This window comes from Amycolatopsis sp. NPDC051903 (assembly GCF_044452505.1).
In the GTDB taxonomy this organism is placed as follows: domain Bacteria; phylum Actinomycetota; class Actinomycetes; order Mycobacteriales; family Pseudonocardiaceae; genus Amycolatopsis.
Window position 1 is genome coordinate 92,291 of record NZ_JBITBT010000014.1, and the last position, 16,705, is coordinate 108,995.

Sequence of the window (16,705 nt, forward strand, 5' to 3'; positions counted from 1 at the left end):
CACTCAGGACGGTGCTGGGTCTGCTGGTGTGGTGGGGTCTTCGGTGCGGGGGTCGGGCGCGAGCACGCTGAGGTCCACGCGCGGGACGAGGTAGCGGCCGGGGTGCCCGGCCTCGAGCGTGAACGGCCGGTCGTGGCCGGGGTACACCACGTCGGCCCGCTGCCTCACGAGCTCGATCGACGCGGCAGCCACCTCTTCGCCCGCCGCCGCGGTGGTGGCGCGCCCGGCGCGAAGCGCGCGGGCCGAGGGCAGGGCGTCGCCGGTGAGCACGGCCGTGCCGGTCGTCGTGGCGACGGTCAGGCCGACCGAACCCGCCGTGTGGCCCGGCAGGCCGGTGACGGTGACGCCCGGCGCCAGCTCGAGGCCGTCGGTGGCGTCGAGCACCCGCAGTCCGGCGAAGATGGCGCCCGTCCACGGGGGCTTGACCGGGTCGCCGGCGGGGAAGTCGCGTTCGGCCGGGTGCAGCAGCACATCGGCGTGGGCGAACAGGTCGGCGTTCTGCACGTGGTCGTAGTGCGCGTGCGAGAGCACCAGGGTGTCGACGTCCCGCGTGCCGAGCCCGTGGCGGGCCAGCGCCCGCAGCAGCGCGCGGCGGCGGCCCGCGTGCCCGCAGTCGAACAGGATCCGCCGCCGCGGGGTCTGCACGAGGTAGACCCCGCAGAAGCCGATGCTGCCCTGCTCGGACGCGAGGCCGTAGCCGAGCAGCAGCGGCTCGACGACGGGCGCGGGATCAGTCAAGCTCACCTCGCAGGATCAGGCGGTGGACGTACGGCAGCACTCCTCCGTTCGCGTAATACGCGGCCTCTCGCGGGGTGTCGAGCCGCGCGCGCACGGCGAACTCGAACGCGGGCCGGTCCGCCGGGCGCACGCGCACGGTCAGCGGCCGCGCCGGATCCCGCACCACGTCGGTGATCCCGACGAGGTCGAACTCCTCCGTGCCGTCGAGGCCCAGCGATTCGGCACCGTCGCCGTCGGCGAACTGCAGCGGCAGCACGCCGAGCGCGACGAGGTTGGCGCGGTGGATCCGCTCGAACGACTGCGCCAGCACGGCTTTCACCTTCAGCAGCGCCGTCGTCTTGGCCGCCCAGTCGCGGGAGGAGCCCGTGCCGTACTCCTGGCCCGCGAGCACGATCAACGGCACGCCCGCGGCGGCGTAGGAGACCGAAGCGTCGTGGATCGGAACGAGTTCGCCGCCGCGCGTGAAGTCCGGCGTGACGCCGCCGCCGGCGCCGGGTGCGAGCCGGTTGGCCAGCCGGGGGTTGGCGAACCCGCCGCGCACCATCACCTCGAAGTTGCCGCGCCGCGAGGCGTAGGTGTTGAGGTCGGTCTCCCCGAGCGCGGTGAGGTACCGGCCGGCACAGCTGTCCCGGGGGATGCGGCCGGCGGGGCTGATGTGGTCGGTCGTCACCGAGTCGCCGAGCGCCAGCAGCGTGCGCGCGCCGAGCACATCCTGCGGTGGCGCGGCGGTTTCCGGCACGGCGTCGAGGAACGGCGGGCGGCGCAGGTACGTCGAGTCCGGTTCCCACTCGAAGTGGTGCCCGCCGGACTCCGGCACGGCGCGCCAGTGCTCGTCGCCGGCGAACACGTCGGTGTAGGCCTCGCGGAACAGCTCGGGCGTGAGGTGCGCGGAGACGACCTCGTCGATCTCGGCGTCGTCGGGCCAGAGGTCGGCCAGCAGCACGGCCCGGCCGTCGGCGTCGGTGCCGAGCGGTTCGGTCGTCAGGTCGCGGGTGACCGATCCGGCCAGCGCGTAGGCGACGACCAGCGGGGGAGAGGCGAGGTAGTTGAGCGAGACGTCGTTGTTGATGCGGCCGTCGAAGTTGCGGTTGCCCGACAGCACGGACGCCACGACCGCGCCGTAGTCGGCGACGGCCGCGGCGGCGTCGGGCAGCAGCGGGCCGGAGTTGCCGATGCACGTCATGCAGCCGTAGCCCACGAGCTGGAAGCCGAGCTCGTCCAGCGGCCCGGCCAGCCCGGCGCGCGCGAGGTACTCCGTGACGGTCTTCGACCCCGGCGCGAGGCTCGTCTTCACCCACGGCTTCGTGGTCAGCCCGCGGGCGCGGGCGTTGCGCGCCAGCAGGCCCGCGGCGACCATCACGTGCGGGTTGGAGGTGTTGGTGCACGAGGTGATGGCGGCGATGGCGACGGCGCCGTCGGGCACCGGGCTCGCGGTCAGGCCGGGTTCTTCGCGCGCCGCGCGCACGCGCTCGACGGCGGCCGTCGCGTTGCCGGGCACCGCGGCCAGCGCGACGCGGTCCTGCGGGCGCCGGGGCCCGGCCAGGGAAGCCGTCACACCGGAGAGGTCGATGCGCACGCGCTCGTCGTACCGGAGGGCCGCGGCGGGATCGTGCCAGAGGCCTTGTTCCTTCGCGTACACCTCGACGGTGGACACGTGGTCCGGGGTGCGCCCGGTGAGGCGGAGGTAGTCGAGCGTCGCGCCGTCGACGGGGAACATCGCCGCGGTGGCCCCGAACTCGGGGCACATGTTCGCGATCGTGGCCCGGTGCGCGAGCGGGATCCGCGCCACGGCGTCGCCGGTGAACTCCACGAACTTGCCGACGACCCCGTGCGCGCGCAGGGTTTCGACCACGGTGAGCACGAGGTCGGTCGCGGTGACGCCGGGGCCGAGTTCGCCCGTGAGCTCTACGCCGACCACCGGCGGCACGAGCAGGCTCAGCGGCTGGCCCAGCAACGCGACTTCCGCTTCGACGCCGCCGACTCCCCACGCGAGCACGCCGAGCGCGTTGACCATCGTGGTGTGGGAATCGGTACCGGCGCACGTGTCGGGGAACGCCCAGCCGTCGCGGCGTTCCACGACGCTCGCGAGGTACTCGAGGTTGATCTGGTGCATGATCCCGGTGCCGGGCGGCACCACGTGCACGCCGTCGAGCTTCTCGCCCCACTTGAGGAAGCGGTAGCGCTCGGCGTTGCGCGCGTACTCGATTTCGACGTTGCGGCGCAGGGCGTCGGCGCGGCCGGACACCTCGGTGGCCACGGAGTGGTCGACGGTCAGGTGGCTTGGGATGCGCGGGCGCACGCTGCGGGGATCGCCACCGGCCGCGGCGACCGCGTCGCGCAGCGCGGCGAGATCCGTGAGCACCGGCACGCCGTTGGTGTCGTGCAGGAACACCCGTGACGGCGAGAACGCGACGACGTCGTGGGCCTGCTCGGCGCCGCCGTGCACGAGGGCCGCGATGTGCTCGGCGGTGACGGTGTGCCCGTCCTCGTGCCGCAGCAGGTTCTCCAGCAGGATCTTGTGGCTCAGGGGCAGCCGCTCGGCGCCCGGTACGGCATCGAGGCGGTGCACCCGGTAGCGCTCACCGCCCAGGTCGAGGTGGGCGAGGCTGGCGTAGCTGCCGGACGACGGCTGTGTGCTCAAGGCGCTCCTTCCATACAGCTTATAGGCTATATTAGCCGCGAAGGGGAGGCCAGTGGCCCGGCCGGGTCCGCCGAACCACCACCGAAATCGCCGCCGAAACCCAGCAGGAGCTTGGTGTGTCCGATCTGTTCGCCCGCATCCTCGAAGCGCACCGCGGGATCCGTCCGCAGGTGCCGTTGACCACTTTGGAGCGCAGCACGCGGCTCTCGCGCGAACTCGAGTGCGACGTGTGGCTCAAGACCGAGCACCTCATGCCCACCGGTTCGTTCAAGGTGCGGGGCTCGGCGAACAAGCTCCGCGTGCTCGGCGAGAGCGCCCGGGCGACGGGCGTCATCACGGCCTCCACGGGCAACCACGGCCAGGGCGTCGCGCGGGCCGGGCAGTTCGCGGGTGTCGCGGTGACCGTGTACGTCGCCTCGATCACGACGCCGGGCAAGATCGCGGCGATCGAAGCGCTGGGCGCCGAAGTCGTGCTGGTCGAGGGCAACCCGCTCGACGCGGAACAGGAAGCCCGGCGCCAGGCCGAGCTGACCGGGAAACCGTACGTCGCGCCGTACAACGACCTCGACACCGTCGCCGGTCAGGGCACGGTCGGGGTCGAGCTGGCCGAGCAGGCGCCGGATCTCGACGCGGTGTTCGTGTGCGTCGGCGGCGGCGGGCTGATCGGCGGCACCGGCACGGCGCTGAAGCGGCTGAGCCCGGCCACGCGCGTCGTCGGCGTGTGGCCCGAAGCGTCGACGTGCCTGCTCGATTCCTTGAGGGCGGGCCACATCGTGGCGACCCCGGAGCGGCCCACCCTGTCCGACGGTTCGGCCGGCGCGGTCGAACCCGGGTCCGTCACGTTCCCGATCTGCCAGGACGTGATCGACGAGACCGTGACGGTCACGGAGGCCGAGATCGCCCGCGCCATGCGCACGATCGCCGAAGGCGAGCGCTGGATCGTCGAGGGCGCCGCGGGGGTCGCGGTGGCCGGGTTGCTGCGCACGGCGGAGGAGTACCGGGGCAAGAAGGTCGCGGTGGTCCTTTGTGGACGCAACGTCGCACTGGAGACGTTCCTCGGGGCGATGGAGCTGGCGCAGGGCGCGTGACGCCGCCCGGGTGGCGGGTGCGCACGCGCCCGCCACCCTTCAACCCGGCCGGCGGCGAGGGGTCACCGCCGCACCACGGCGGCGGAACCGTCGGAGCGCGGATCGCTGCCGGCGGTGAACGCGCCCTCGCCGTCGATCGACACCACGTTGGTGTGGCCCAGGAACTCGGTGCGCGGCGGGACTTCGCGCAGCGGGAAGTCGTCGGCGGCGAGGTTCGCGACGACGGCGGGGGCGAGGTCGGCTTCGTGGTGCACCGTGTCGGAGGCCTGGCCGTCGGCACGGGCGCCGACGACCCAGCGCGGCGCGCTCACCGCTTCCTGGGGCGGGTCGCCGGCGAGCAGGCGAAGCAGCACCTGGGCGTGGATCTGCGGCTGGCCGTGCCCGCCCATCGTGGAGGTGACCCAGCGGACGCGGTCGTCCCCGGTCGTGACGAGGACCGGCATCAGCGTGTGCTTCGGCCGCTTGCCGGGCGCGATTGCGTTGGGCGAGCCCGGGTCGAGGGAGAAGCTGCTGCCGCGGTTCTGCAGGATGATCCCGGTCTCCGGTTCGAGCACGCCGGCGCCGAAGCTGTCGAAGACGCTCTGGATGATCGACACCGCGTACCCCGAGGAGTCGGCCGCCGCGACGCCGACCGTGTCACCCCGGGGGATGGCCGGGGCGGACACGGTGGCGGCGCCGCGCGGCTCCCGCAGCGAGGCGAGCAGGTCCGCGAACCCGTCGTTCTCCACGTCGGTCGCGGCGAAGTCCGGGTCGGCCAGCAGGGTGTCGCGGACGCGGGTGCCGTCGTGGAACAGGCGGCCCAGCACGGCGGCGGGTGCGGTCCACGGCTCGGCCGCGAGCCCGAGTTCGGTCAGCGCCCGCACCGTGCGCAGCAGCGCGAAACCTTGCGTGTTGGGTGGACTCGTGTGCACGCGGAACCCGCCCAGCGGAGCGGAAAGCGCGGCTGTCTCGCGGACGCGGTAACGCGCGAGGTCGTCCGTCGTCAGTGGACAGCCGAGACCCTGCAAACCGCGGGCCAGCGCCGCGCCGACGGCGCCCTCGTAGAACTCGCCGGGGCCGCTGGCCGCGAGGGCCCGCAGCGACTCGGCCAGCCGGGGCTGCGTGAGCCGTTCGCGCACGAACTCCCCGCCGGGCGCGAACACCGCGCGCGCACCGGCGTCGGCCTCCAGCAGGGCGCGGTCGGTCACGAACGCGGCGGCCAGCGAGCGGGCCACGGGCACGCCGTCGGCCGCGTAGCCGATCGCGGCGGAGAACTGCGCGGCCCAGTCCAGTGCCGCGCCGTGCCGGCGGATCGCCTCCCAGCCGCGGACGGCGCCGGGCACGGTGATCGTGTCGGGGCCGCGTTCGGGCAGCCGGTCGCCGTGGCGGGCGCGCAGTGCGGCGAGGTCGCGCGCGGCCGGGGCGGTGCCGGTGGCGTTGACGCACGTGATCGTGCCGCCGGGCGTGCGCACGAGGGCCACGAGGTCGCCGCCGAGGGCGGTGTTGTGAGGGTAGACGACGGTGAGCGCCGTCGCCGCGGCGAGTGCGGCGTCGAGGGCGTTGCCACCCGCCCGGAACGCTTCTTCGCCGGCCCGGGTGGCCAGCGAGTGGGGGGACGCGATCGCACCGGTGGTCGGGGACAAGGCGGCTCCTTCTTCGCGGCGGGGCGGACCGGGGTGGGAACCGGCCGGTGCGCTTCCGGCCGGCGGGGGTTAAGCTGCGGTCACTGTAGCAGTGACGACAGAAACGGCACTAGCTGAATTGGACACTTCAGAATCGGGGTTGTCCCTCGCGAGCCGGGTGAACCACGAGTGGACCCGGCTGAGCAAGACCGAACGCGTCGTCGCCCGCTACCTGGTCGCGGCGCCGCCCCAGCGCGTCATGCTGGCCACCGCCGGCGACATCGGCCGCGCCACGGGAGCGAGCGACGCGACGGTCGTGCGCACCGCGCGCCGCCTCGGCTACGCGGGCTTGCCGGACCTCAAAGCGGCTCTCGGCGCGCACCTGACGACGGTGGCCACCGGAGCGCCGCAGATCAGCGAACGCCTCCAGCTCGCCCGCTCCGCCGGTGACCTCTCGGCGACCGCCGCCCGCGTCGTGGCCGACGTCCGCGACCGCGTCGCCGAACTCGGCCGCAAGACCGACCCGGCGGCGCTGGGCCGCGCGCTGCAGCTCATCGCGCCCGCGTCGACGGTGTTCTGCTACGGCTGGGGTGTCAACGAGCTGTCCGCGCGCTACCTCGCGCTGAAGCTCAACCGGGCGGGCAAGTTCGCCGTTTCCTCGGGCGCCACCGGCTTCACCCTCGCCGACGACCTGCTCGCCCTCTCGTCCCACCACGCGGTGGTGATCTTCGCGCCCGGGCGCGTGCTGCCCGAGCTCCGGCTGCTCGTCGCCCACGCGCGGGCCGCGGGGGCCGGGCTGATCCTCGTGACCGAGAACCTCGGCGAGGAGATCACCGGCGCCGTCGACGTCGTGCTGCGCGACGAGGCGTCGCCGGGTGGGCTCACGGCCGAACCGATCGGCGGGCTGCTCATCGCCGACATGCTGGTGCTCGCCACGATGGCCGCGGGCCGCGACCCCGCTCTCGACACCTACGAACTGCTCACGCGGCTGCGCCGGGAGCTCGCCGGCGACGCCTGAACCCCCATCCCCAAGGAGAACCGTGCTCGCTGACGAAATCCTCGACCGCGCAAGGGAAACCGTCGCGCGGAACCTCGCGCCGACCCCGCTGCTGCCCTACCACGCCGCGGGCCTCGACGTGCCGGTGTACCTCAAGTACGAGGGCGCGCAGCCCACCGGTTCGTTCAAGGTCCGCGGCGGGGTCGCCGCGCTCACCGCGTACGCCGCCGAAGGCGTCCCCGTCGTCACGGCGTCGGCGGGTAACCACGCGCTCGGCATCGCCCACGCGTCGCGCCTGCTCGGCGCGAAGTCCACTGTGGTCGTGCCCGAGGACGGGTCGCCGGCGAAGATCGCGGCCCTGCGCACCTACCCGGTCGAGCTCGTGCTGGCGCCCGGTGGGTACGACGGCGCGGAGGCGAAAGCGCTCGAACTCGCGGCCGGGGGCCGGAAGTTCGTGTCCGCCTACAACGACCCGCACGTGATCGCGGGCCAGAGCACGCTCGTCGGCGAGGTCGCCGAAACCCTCGGCGAGGACTTCACGATCGTGGTGCCCACGGGTGCCGGTGGCCTGCTGGCCGGCACCGCGCTCGGTGCGCGCCGGGCGCGGCCCGACGTGCGGGTGCTCGGCGTCGAATCCGCGGCGTGCCACGCGGTGTCCGCCGCCGTCGCGGCCGGGCACGTGGTGACCGTGCCGGTGGGCGACACCATCGCCGACGGGCTCGTCGGCAACCTCGAACCGGAGTCGATCACGCCGGCGATCGTGCGCGAGGCCGGGGTGCGGCTGGTCGACGTCGACGAGGCCGCGATCCGCCGGTCGGTCCGCGAATTCGCGCTCACGGCCGGGCTCGTGGCCGAGGGGTCGTCCGCGGCGGCGCTCGCCGCGCTGCGGGCGGGCCTCGTGCCCGCCGACCGGCCCGTGGTGCTCGTGGTGTCGGGGCGCAACATCGCCGCCGGGCTGCTGGCCACGATCCTCACGGAAGGCTGAACCCGGGGGACTTCCGACTTTCGCAGGTGTGCCGGGTTTGTCCACGGCGGTCACACTGTGCGTCGCGGTCCGGTCACCGTCGGTCCGCTTCGGACGCGCGTCGTGAGGAGTCCCGATGAAGGTCAGGTCGTCGTGGAAGGCCGCGCTCGCGGCGGTCGCAGTGCTGGTGGCCGGGCCGGCCGCCGGCACCGCGGCCGCCGTGCCGGCCGCCGGCACCCCCGTGTTCTGGCGCGTGCCGGCGACGGCGGACCAGGTCGCCGGGCTCGCCCGCGCCGGGTTCGACGTCGGCGAGTCCGACGCCGGAGCGGCCTACGTCGTGGGCGACGAATCCGTCGCGGCCCGGCTGCGGACGCTGGGCTACCGGCCGTCCTACTTCGACAGCGTCTACAAAGACCTGCCCGCCACCACCTCCCGCGCGGCCGCCGCCGACACGTTCTACGGCGGGTACCGCACGGTGGCCGCCCAGGAAGCGCACCTCGCGCAGGTCGCGGCCGCGCACCCGGACCTCGCGACGGTGTACGACCTCGGCCCGTCGTGGAAGAAGACGAAGGGCCAGGGCGGGCACGACCTCCAGGCGATCTGCCTGAGCGAGAAGCAGGCCGGCGACTGCGCGCTCTCGACGACCTCGCCCAAGCCGAAGTTCGTGCTGATGGCCCAGATCCACGCGCGCGAGATCTCGACGGGTGAGCTCGCGTGGCGCTGGATCGACTACCTCGCCGACGGCTACGCGAGCGATGCCACCGCGAAGTCCATCCTGGACACCACCGAGGTGTGGGTGATCCCGATCGCCAACCCCGACGGCGTCGACGTTGTCGCCTCCGGCGGCAACTCGCCCAAGCTGCAGCGCAAGAACGCCGACAACAGTCGCGGTGGCTGCACCGGCGCGAACATCGGCATCGACGTGAACCGCAATTCCACGTTCCAGTGGGGCGGCGATTCGAACTCGCCGTGCGCCGAGACCTACCAGGGCGCGAGCGCCGGGTCCGAGCCCGAGACCCAGGCGCTGGAGAAGTTCTTCCGCGCGATCTACCCGGTGCAGCGCGGGACCGGGAACGACGATCCGGCGCCGGCGACCGCGCGCGGCACGATGATCACGTTGCACAGCTACGGCAACGACATCGTCATCCCGTGGGGCTTCACCCAGGCGAAATCGCCCAACGACGCGCAGTACCGCAAGCTCGGGGCGAAGTTCACCGCGGCCAACGGTTACCTCGTGGGCACCAACCGCGAGACCGTCGGTTACGACACCAGTGGCACCACCGACGACTTCACCTACGGCGCGCTCGGCGTCGCCAGCTTCACCTTCGAGGTCGGTGCCTCCAGCGGCACGTGCGGCGGGTTCCTGCCGCGCTACTCCTGCGTGGACAGCACGTTCTGGCCGAAGAACAAGGGCGCGTTCATCACGGCGGCGCAGGCCGCGGCCGCACCGTACCGGCAGTGAACTCGCTTTACTTCTGTCAGAAGGGTGAGCCCAAGGCGGGCTGAGCCAGCAGATCCTGTGGCGGGTGTCACCTCGTGCTGCCCATGACACGACAGAGGCTATCGGTTTACGGTTAGGTCACCACCCGGTAGTCGCCCGACGCCGGTACGACCTGATCGAGGATGATCATGACCGAACCGACTGTCTTCGTGCACGGGTTCCTGGACGACCACCACGTGTGGGACGGCGTCGTGGCGGCCCTGCCCTCGGGTGGGGAGCGCGTAGTGGTCGACCTCGCCGGGAGTGGCGAGCGCGCCGGTGCGGCCGGCCCCTTCACCTACGATCGGTTCGCCGCCGACGTGCTGTCCACTGTGGACGAACTCGGCGGCCCGTTCGTGCTCGTGGGGCACAGCATGGGCGCCGCCGTCGCCGAGCTGGTCGCGGCGGCGCGGCCCGAGCTCACGCGCGGGCTGGTGCTCGTGAACCCCATTCCGCTCGCGGGTACGGGGCTGGCGGACGAGGCGATCGAACCGTTCCGCGTTCTCGGCGCGGCCGGCGCCGGCGCACAGCGTTCGGCTCGCGCGAACCTCTCGCCGAACTTGAGCGTGGAGACGTCCGAGCGCATCGGCCGGGCGGGGCTGCGGATGCGCCCGGAGGTGGTCCGGGCGCTGGCGGACTGCTGGAACAACGGCGCGGCCGAAGGCGACGCGCCGAGCGGTTTCGCCGGCCCGGTGCTGATCGTCCGCGGCGGCGCCGACCCGTTCATCACCGAAGACCTCGTGACCACCGCGGTCGCACCGCGGTTCGCGGCGCCCGTCACCGAGGTCGTCGAGGGCGCCGGGCACTGGACGCACTCCGAGGCGCCCGGGCGCGTCGCCGAGCTGATCGCGCGGTTCGCCGGCGGCCGGGCCCGCGGCTGGGCGGGCGGGTTCTCGCGCAAGACCGAGGACGCCTTCGGTGAGAACTTCGCCGAGGACGTGGCGCTGGAAGCGGCCACGCTGTACCAGCCCGTCCGCGGCCGGAAAGCCGTGCAGCGCGTGATGGCCGCCGCCAGCGGGATCTACGAATCGCTCAAGTTCACCCACCAGACCGACGCCGGCGACCGCACCTACCTCGAGTGGGAGGCCGTCGCGTTCGGCGGCACCGCGCTGTCCGGCGTCACCGTCCTGACGAAGGACGCGGACGGCCGCATCGTCCACGCCGCCATCCACCACCGCCCGCTCGGCGGCGCGCTGGCGTTCTCCGCCGAACTTGGCCGGCGGCTGCCGGACCTCGACGCCGGCCACTTCCACCAGGAGGCCTGACATGACCACCCCGTTCACCCGCACCGACGTCGCGTTCGCCGGCGAGGACGGCGCCACCCTGCGCGGCTGGCTGTTCGTCCCCGGCGCGCCCGGGCCGCGACCCGCGATCACCATGGCCCACGGCTACGCCGGGGTGAAGGAACAGGGCCTCGAACCCTTCGCGAAAGCGTTCGCCGAGGCGGGGTTCGTGGTGCTGGTGCACGACCACCGCTCGTTCGGCACCAGCGACGGCACCCCGCGCCAGGACGTCGATCCGTGGCGCCAGATCGCGGACTGGCGCCGGGCGATCACCTACCTCGAGGCCCGGCCGGAGGTCGACGCCGGCCGGATCGGCTTGTGGGGCACCAGTTACGCGGGCGGTCACGCCCTCGTGCTGGGCGCCACCGACCGGCGCCTCAAGGCCGTGGTCGCGCAGGTGCCGACGATCAGCGGGGTGGAGCAGGGCCTGCGCCGCGTGCCGCCGGACGCGGTCGCCGCGCTGGAGCACGCGTTCGCCGAAGACGACCGCGCCGTCGGCCGCGGCGAGCCGCCGCGCAGTCAGGCGATCGTGAGCGCCGATCCGGCCGTGCCCGCGTCGTACCGCGCGCCGGACGCGGTCGAGTTCTACCTGCAGGACATCCCCGAGGGGATCTGGGACAACCAGGTCACCGTGCGCTCGACGCGCGCCGCGCGGATGTACGAGCCGGGCGCGTGGATCAGCCGGGTGTCGCCGACGCCGCTGCTGCTGGTGGTCGCGCTGGGCGACACGATCACCGTGACCGACCTCGCGCTCGCCGCGTACGAACGCGCGCTGCAGCCGAAGAAACTCGAGCTGATCCCGGGCGGGCACTTCGACCCGTACGTCGCCGAATTCGCCCGCTCCAGTGCGGCCGCGCGGTCCTGGTTCGCAGAGCACCTGTCCTGAGGAGCCTCGCTGTGGCCCACCTTTCCCTTGCGCACGAGGACACCGTCGCCGTGGTCGACGAGATCACCGCCGGGGGAGTGCGAGCCGTGGTGCTGCGCGCCGATGGCCCGCGGCGGGTTCGAGCTCGCGCTGCGGGCGGACGTGCTCTTCGCCGGCGACGTGCGCACGCCGTGCACAAGGCGCTGCTACGCACGGGGGAACTCGGCGGCGGACCACGCGGTGTTCGACGTCGCGATGCCGCTGTTCGAGTCCGGTGACGTCCGGCGCGGTCTCGCGTCGGCGATCGCCGCGTACCAAGCGGGGCGGCCCCGCCCGGTGCTCGCGTTCGACGGCGAGTAGGCGACGCAACCGAAGCACCACGGCTTGCGTCGGAGGCCGGCCGATCTCCGTTCGGACAACCGTGCCGCGCGGCTCGGGTATAGTCGAATTGAAAGAGTCGACAGATCGACGACTATGCCGGAGGGGGCGCGGATGAACTGGCCGGCCACGGACCGCTACGAGCTCGAGGTGAGCCCGGGCGGCCTGGGTTTCGTGCACGACCTGCTCAACACGCTCTCGGCGGGTAAACCCCGCGAGACGGACCTGCTCGGCGAAGTGGCTGACGCGCAGGCTTGGCTCGACGCCGCGCTGCAGCGGTGGGCCGAGGACACCGATCGCCCGGCCGAACGCGTCGAGCTGACCGTCGACGACGTCGAGCACCTGCGCGACCTGCGCGACGAACTGCGCGCCGCCACGGGCCACGACACCGAAGACGCCGGCGCCCTTTCCAGCGCTCCCGTGCTGCTGCAGCCGGGCCCCGGCGGCCGGCTGCGGCTCGAACCCCGCGGCACCGGCTGGCGGCGCGTGGCGTCGATCGCGCTCATCGAGGTCCTGGAAGCCCAGCGCGCCGATCGCTGGCGGCGCCTGAAGACGTGCCGCAACAACCGCTGCGCGGTGGCGTTCTACGACCGCTCGCGCAACAACAGCGGTGTGTGGCACAACGTTCAGGTGTGCGGCAACGCGGTGAACCTGCGGGCGTACCGGGCGCGCAAGCGGTCGCAGCAGAACGGCTGACGAGGCTGCGGACGCGCCTGACGTCCGCAGCACCGGCACGTCAGTACGCCGATTCGGTGATCGCGGTGATCTGGTCGGCGGTGTTCACGTCCATGCGCGCGAAGAGGCCGCCGGGGTAGTGGCCGACCACGGACTCGAGCACGTTCGCGGGCGTGCAGTGGACCGGAGGGCAGGTCTCGAACGGAAAACCCCCGGGATCGACCGACGTGACCGTGGCCGCGGGGGCCAGCGGCAGCCGGTGCAGGCCCGGCACGTCGACCACCTGGGGAGCGCCGCCGGTCGCCACGGTCCTGGTGACGTAGAACGACGCCAGGTTCGTCGTGCGGTCGTACGCGGTGAAGCGCACGTCGAGGCTCTTGCCGGGGAACTGCCGCCCGGCGTTCGCCGCGTCGGCCGGCTTCGGCCCCGCGGCCCCGGCGGGCGGCTGCGCGGCCGGGACCGGGGCCGCCGGGATGATCGGGAACGCGGTCGCGGTCGGCGCCGCGGAGGTGCTCACGGGCGCCGGGGGCGCGGGCGGCGTCGCGGGTCCGCCGGTGCACGCCGTGGCGAGCAGGGCGGCCGAGACGGCAGCGGCGGCGAGGGCGGCTCTGAAGACGGTGGCGCGGGTCATTTCCGGTTCCCCCCCCAAACGGTCGAGCTTGCTGTACGGGAGAAGACGCCCGGATCGCCGCGAAGTTGCGGGCGTGACCGAGCCGTGATCGACGCGCGTCCGGCGGAGCCGAGGTGTCCGCTCTGTCCGGTGTGGACTGCGCCGGTCGGACGAGCCCGGCCACGGTTCCCGGTCACGTCAGCGGGTGTTCAGGGGAAGTTCGCTCCGAACCTGTTCCGCGGCCGTAGGTTTCGGCGGATCCGACGCGCCCGTGCGCGCGTGCCGGCCGTTACCGGAGGTTCCCACCCATGTCCGATCTTTCCCGTAGAGGTTTCCTCGGCGCCGCGGCGGCGGTCACCGGCGCAGCGGTCGTCGGGGGCCGTGCGTCCGCCGCCGAAGCCGCGGCCGCGCCCCGGCCGTCCGCCCCACAGCAGCGCAACGGCGACCTGCGGGACATCAAGCACGTGGTGATCCTGATGCAGGAGAACCGCAGCTTCGACCACTACTTCGGCAGCCTCAAGGGCGTGCGCGGCTTCGGCGACCGCTCGACCATCCGGCTCCCCGGCGGGCTGTCGGTGTTCCAGCAGCCCACGACCGCGCCCGGCGCGCCGGTGAAGGCCACGCAGTTCCCGTGGCACCTGTCCGACGCCGCGGTGGCCGACTACCCGGCCGGCCACCAGCCGCCCACCTCGGAGGTCGGCGCGCAGGGTTACGGCGGCACCTCGCACAGCTGGGACGACCAGCACGGCGCCTGGTACGGCGGCCTGATGAACGGCTGGTACTACGCCAAGGGCGGCCCGACCACGCTCGGCTACCTCGACCGCTCCGACATCCCGTGGCACTACGCGCTGGCCGACGCGTTCACCGTCGGCGACGCCTACCACTGCTCGGTGCTCAGCGCGACCGGCCCGAACCGCACGTACCTGTGGAGCGGCTCGATCAACGCCGCCAAGCAGCACGGCGACTACGTGGCCTACAACGGCGGTGACGAACTCGGCAAGCACCTGCTGTGGGAGAGCTACGCCGAGACGCTGCAGAAGACCGGCTACAGCTGGAAGGTCTACCAGGGCTCGGACAACTACGGCGACAACGGCCTCGAGTACTTCGACACCTTCGCCAAGCTCGACCCGTCGCAGGGCGGCACCGCCGCGCCCGGCAACGTCTACTACGACCAGGGCGTGGCGATCGTCCCCGAACCGCACACCGGCCTGTCCGCCAACGCCGACAACCTCGCCGACGCGGTCCGCGCCGACGTCGTGGCCGGCAAGCTGCCGCAGGTGTCGTGGGTCGTCACCAACCAGGCCTTCTCCGAGCACCCCGACGGCCCGCCGAACGACGGCGCCTACTACGTCAACCGGGTCCTCGAGTCGCTCAACGCCGACCCCGACGTGTTCAACTCGACGCTGGTGATCATCGACTACGACGAGAACGACGGGCAGTTCGACCACGTGCCGCCGCCCGTGCCGGCGCCGGGCACGACCGACGAGTTCTACCTCGAGACCTCCGGCGCGCTCGCCAACGCCGGCGCCACGCAGCCGATGCCGGTCGGGCTCGGGTTCCGCGTGCCGCTGATCCTGATCTCGCCGTGGACGCGCGGCGGCTGGGTGACCTCGGAGGTCTCCGACCACACGTCGGTGATCCAGTTCCTCGAGAAGTGGACCGACGCGCTCGGCAAACCCGCGCACTGCCCGAACATCAGCGCGTGGCGCCGCAGCGTGTGCGGTGACCTCACCGGCGCGTTCGACTTCAAGGCGCCGGTCTACGGCCTGCCGGCGCTGCCGAAGACCGCCGTGATCGGCGACCCGGCCGGTGGTGCGTACCAGCCGCCGGTGACCACGAACAAGCTGCCGGTGCAGGAGGCGGGGACCAAGAAGGCGCGGGCTCTGCCCTACCAGCCCAACGCGAACCTCGACGGGTTCTCCTTCGGCTCCGGCGGTTCGGTGACGGCGAAGCTGTCGTTCAGCAACAACGGCAAGCACGTGAGCAAGGCCAGCCACTTCTCCGTGTACGACAACACCGCGCCGACCCCGTCGCTGGCGGACTACCCGGCGAAGTTCCCGGGCCAGTACACGGTGGCGCCGTCGAAGGCGGTCCAGGACAAGACCGTGCCCGGCTCGGTGGAGATCGGCGGCGGGACCTACGACCTCACGGTCGTCGGCCCGAACCGCTTCCTGCGCCACTTCACCGGTGACGTCGACGCCGCCGGCCGCACCGCGCAGGTCACCGCGACCTACCACGACGGCGGGCTCGGCTCGGCGCCGCGGCTGCTGCTCGAACTGGTCAACGACGGCTCGCGCGCCGTCACGTTCACCGTCGCGCCGAACCACTACTCGAACGACCGCCCGCGCACCTACCGCGTGCCGGCGCACGGCCGCGCGCTGCACTCGGTGGACCCGTGCGCTTCCTCCCACGGCTGGTACGACCTGAGCGTGACGCTGGTCGGCGACAGCTCCTGGTCGCGCCGCTACGTCGGGCACCTGGAGAACGGTTCGGACAGCATCACCGGCTGAGTGCCGGCCGCCGGTTGGCAAGGACGCGGGTGCGCGAGGGAAGGCTCCCGCACCCGCGTCCACACCAGGTCATCGCTCCCGCCCCGCCGCGCGCACGCGCGGCCGGGCGGGAGTGCCCGTTTCTCGCCGGTTGGTGCCCGAAGGACATCCCGGCGGGGCTCAGGAAGTGATTTCGATGGCGGGCAGCTCGTCGAGCTTCGCCCGCGGCAGCTCTTCGACGGCGGCGAACACCTTCTTCTGGTGCTCCTTGATGCGCTCGTCGAGCAGTTTGCTCAGCTCGAACGCGAGCCGGCCGGTCTGGCGGACGGTCACGTCGTCCACGACCGGGTTGACGACCGAGGTGATGACGATGCCCTCGGGCCGTCCGTCCGCGTCCTGCGTGACCCCGATCGAGTAGGTCTCGCGCGGGTTGGTTTCGCCGGTGACGGCGAACTTGCGGATCTTGCGCAGCAGGCCGTGCCACTCCACGACGTCGCCCTCGACGCCGGTGGCCTTGAGGTCCGCCTCGGTCAGCCCCATGCCGCGCTCGCCGGGGCGGAAGCAGCGGGCGTAGGAGTTCAGGGCCGAGATCCACAGCGACTCGACCACGGCGGGGTCGCTCTGCACCCCGCGGTCCAGCTCCACGAGCAGGCGCTCGCAGCAGCGCAGCGTGAACTGCAGGTCGTCGAAGATCGCCGCGAGGTCGGCCAGCGAGAGCGCCAGCGGTGTCTTGAGCTGGCGTGCGCTGGTGACCGGTGCCGTGGGGTGGGACATCCGGGACGCTCCTGTCCTGCCGGCGACAAACGTTGCCGTCATCAGAGCGCACCTCGGCCCCGGTGCGGGTCTCAATGTGCGACAGTCGGGGATAGTGCTTCGGATCTCGAACTAATTTTGTG

Annotated in this window: 14 protein-coding genes; 9 read left to right on the top strand and 5 right to left on the bottom strand. The window is 72.8% G+C overall.

What is annotated here, in order from left to right; genetic code table 11:
• Window positions 1-3: 3 nt before the first annotated feature.
• A complete protein-coding gene (locus tag ACIA77_RS27045) occupies window positions 4-738 on the bottom strand; it encodes an MBL fold metallo-hydrolase (RefSeq protein WP_395888778.1) in 735 nt (244 codons plus the stop codon).
• Window positions 731-3,379, bottom strand: a complete 2,649-nt coding sequence (acnA, locus tag ACIA77_RS27050; RefSeq protein WP_395888779.1) for an aconitate hydratase AcnA — start codon at window positions 3,377-3,379, stop codon at window positions 731-733. Before acnA ends, ACIA77_RS27045 begins: the two co-directional genes overlap by 8 nt.
• Before the next feature lie 116 nt (window positions 3,380-3,495).
• Between acnA and ACIA77_RS27055 the strand changes: the two genes are divergently transcribed.
• Window positions 3,496-4,467, top strand: a complete 972-nt coding sequence (locus ACIA77_RS27055) for a threonine/serine dehydratase (RefSeq protein WP_395888780.1) — start codon at window positions 3,496-3,498, stop codon at window positions 4,465-4,467.
• Window positions 4,468-4,529: 62 nt separating this feature from the next.
• Here the strand turns inward: ACIA77_RS27055 and ACIA77_RS27060 are convergent, their stop codons facing one another.
• Window positions 4,530-6,089 (bottom strand): gamma-glutamyltransferase family protein, encoded by a 1,560-nt coding sequence (locus ACIA77_RS27060; RefSeq protein ID WP_395888781.1) that lies wholly within the window; start codon window positions 6,087-6,089, stop codon window positions 4,530-4,532.
• Between the two features lie 118 nt (window positions 6,090-6,207).
• Here ACIA77_RS27060 and ACIA77_RS27065 point away from each other — a divergent pair, with 118 nt between their 5' ends.
• From ACIA77_RS27065 to ACIA77_RS27095, 7 genes are all read left to right on the top strand, one after another.
• Complete coding sequence (locus ACIA77_RS27065; RefSeq protein WP_395888782.1) at window positions 6,208-7,086, top strand: MurR/RpiR family transcriptional regulator; 879 nt, start codon at window positions 6,208-6,210, stop codon at window positions 7,084-7,086.
• A gap of 22 nt (window positions 7,087-7,108) precedes the next feature.
• Window positions 7,109-8,050 carry a threonine/serine dehydratase gene (locus ACIA77_RS27070; RefSeq protein ID WP_395888783.1) on the top strand — a complete coding sequence of 314 codons (942 nt, stop codon included), beginning with the start codon at window positions 7,109-7,111 and terminating at the stop codon, window positions 8,048-8,050.
• A gap of 115 nt (window positions 8,051-8,165) precedes the next feature.
• Window positions 8,166-9,491: a M14 family zinc carboxypeptidase gene (locus ACIA77_RS27075; protein ID WP_395888784.1), complete on the top strand. Its 1,326-nt coding sequence runs from the start codon at window positions 8,166-8,168 to the stop codon at window positions 9,489-9,491.
• Between the two features lie 167 nt (window positions 9,492-9,658).
• Window positions 9,659-10,774, top strand: a complete 1,116-nt coding sequence (locus ACIA77_RS27080; protein WP_395888785.1) for an alpha/beta fold hydrolase — start codon at window positions 9,659-9,661, stop codon at window positions 10,772-10,774.
• 1 nt (window position 10,775) lies between these two features.
• Window positions 10,776-11,678: an alpha/beta hydrolase gene (locus ACIA77_RS27085; protein ID WP_395888786.1), complete on the top strand. Its 903-nt coding sequence runs from the start codon at window positions 10,776-10,778 to the stop codon at window positions 11,676-11,678.
• A gap of 102 nt (window positions 11,679-11,780) precedes the next feature.
• On the top strand, window positions 11,781-12,017 hold the full coding sequence (locus ACIA77_RS27090) for a hypothetical protein (RefSeq protein WP_395888787.1): 237 nt from the start codon (window positions 11,781-11,783) through the stop codon (window positions 12,015-12,017).
• Window positions 12,018-12,149: 132 nt separating this feature from the next.
• Window positions 12,150-12,731, top strand: a complete 582-nt coding sequence (locus tag ACIA77_RS27095) for a CGNR zinc finger domain-containing protein (RefSeq protein WP_395888788.1) — start codon at window positions 12,150-12,152, stop codon at window positions 12,729-12,731.
• A gap of 40 nt (window positions 12,732-12,771) precedes the next feature.
• Here the strand turns inward: ACIA77_RS27095 and ACIA77_RS27100 are convergent, their stop codons facing one another.
• On the bottom strand, window positions 12,772-13,341 hold the full coding sequence (locus ACIA77_RS27100) for a hypothetical protein (protein ID WP_395888789.1): 570 nt from the start codon (window positions 13,339-13,341) through the stop codon (window positions 12,772-12,774).
• 287 nt (window positions 13,342-13,628) lie between these two features.
• Between ACIA77_RS27100 and ACIA77_RS27105 the strand changes: the two genes are divergently transcribed.
• On the top strand, window positions 13,629-15,830 hold the full coding sequence (locus tag ACIA77_RS27105; protein ID WP_395888790.1) for a phosphocholine-specific phospholipase C: 2,202 nt from the start codon (window positions 13,629-13,631) through the stop codon (window positions 15,828-15,830).
• A gap of 159 nt (window positions 15,831-15,989) precedes the next feature.
• Here ACIA77_RS27105 and ACIA77_RS27110 read toward each other — a convergent pair whose 3' ends face one another.
• On the bottom strand, window positions 15,990-16,583 hold the full coding sequence (locus ACIA77_RS27110; RefSeq protein ID WP_395888791.1) for a hypothetical protein: 594 nt from the start codon (window positions 16,581-16,583) through the stop codon (window positions 15,990-15,992).
• Window positions 16,584-16,705 lie beyond the last annotated feature (122 nt).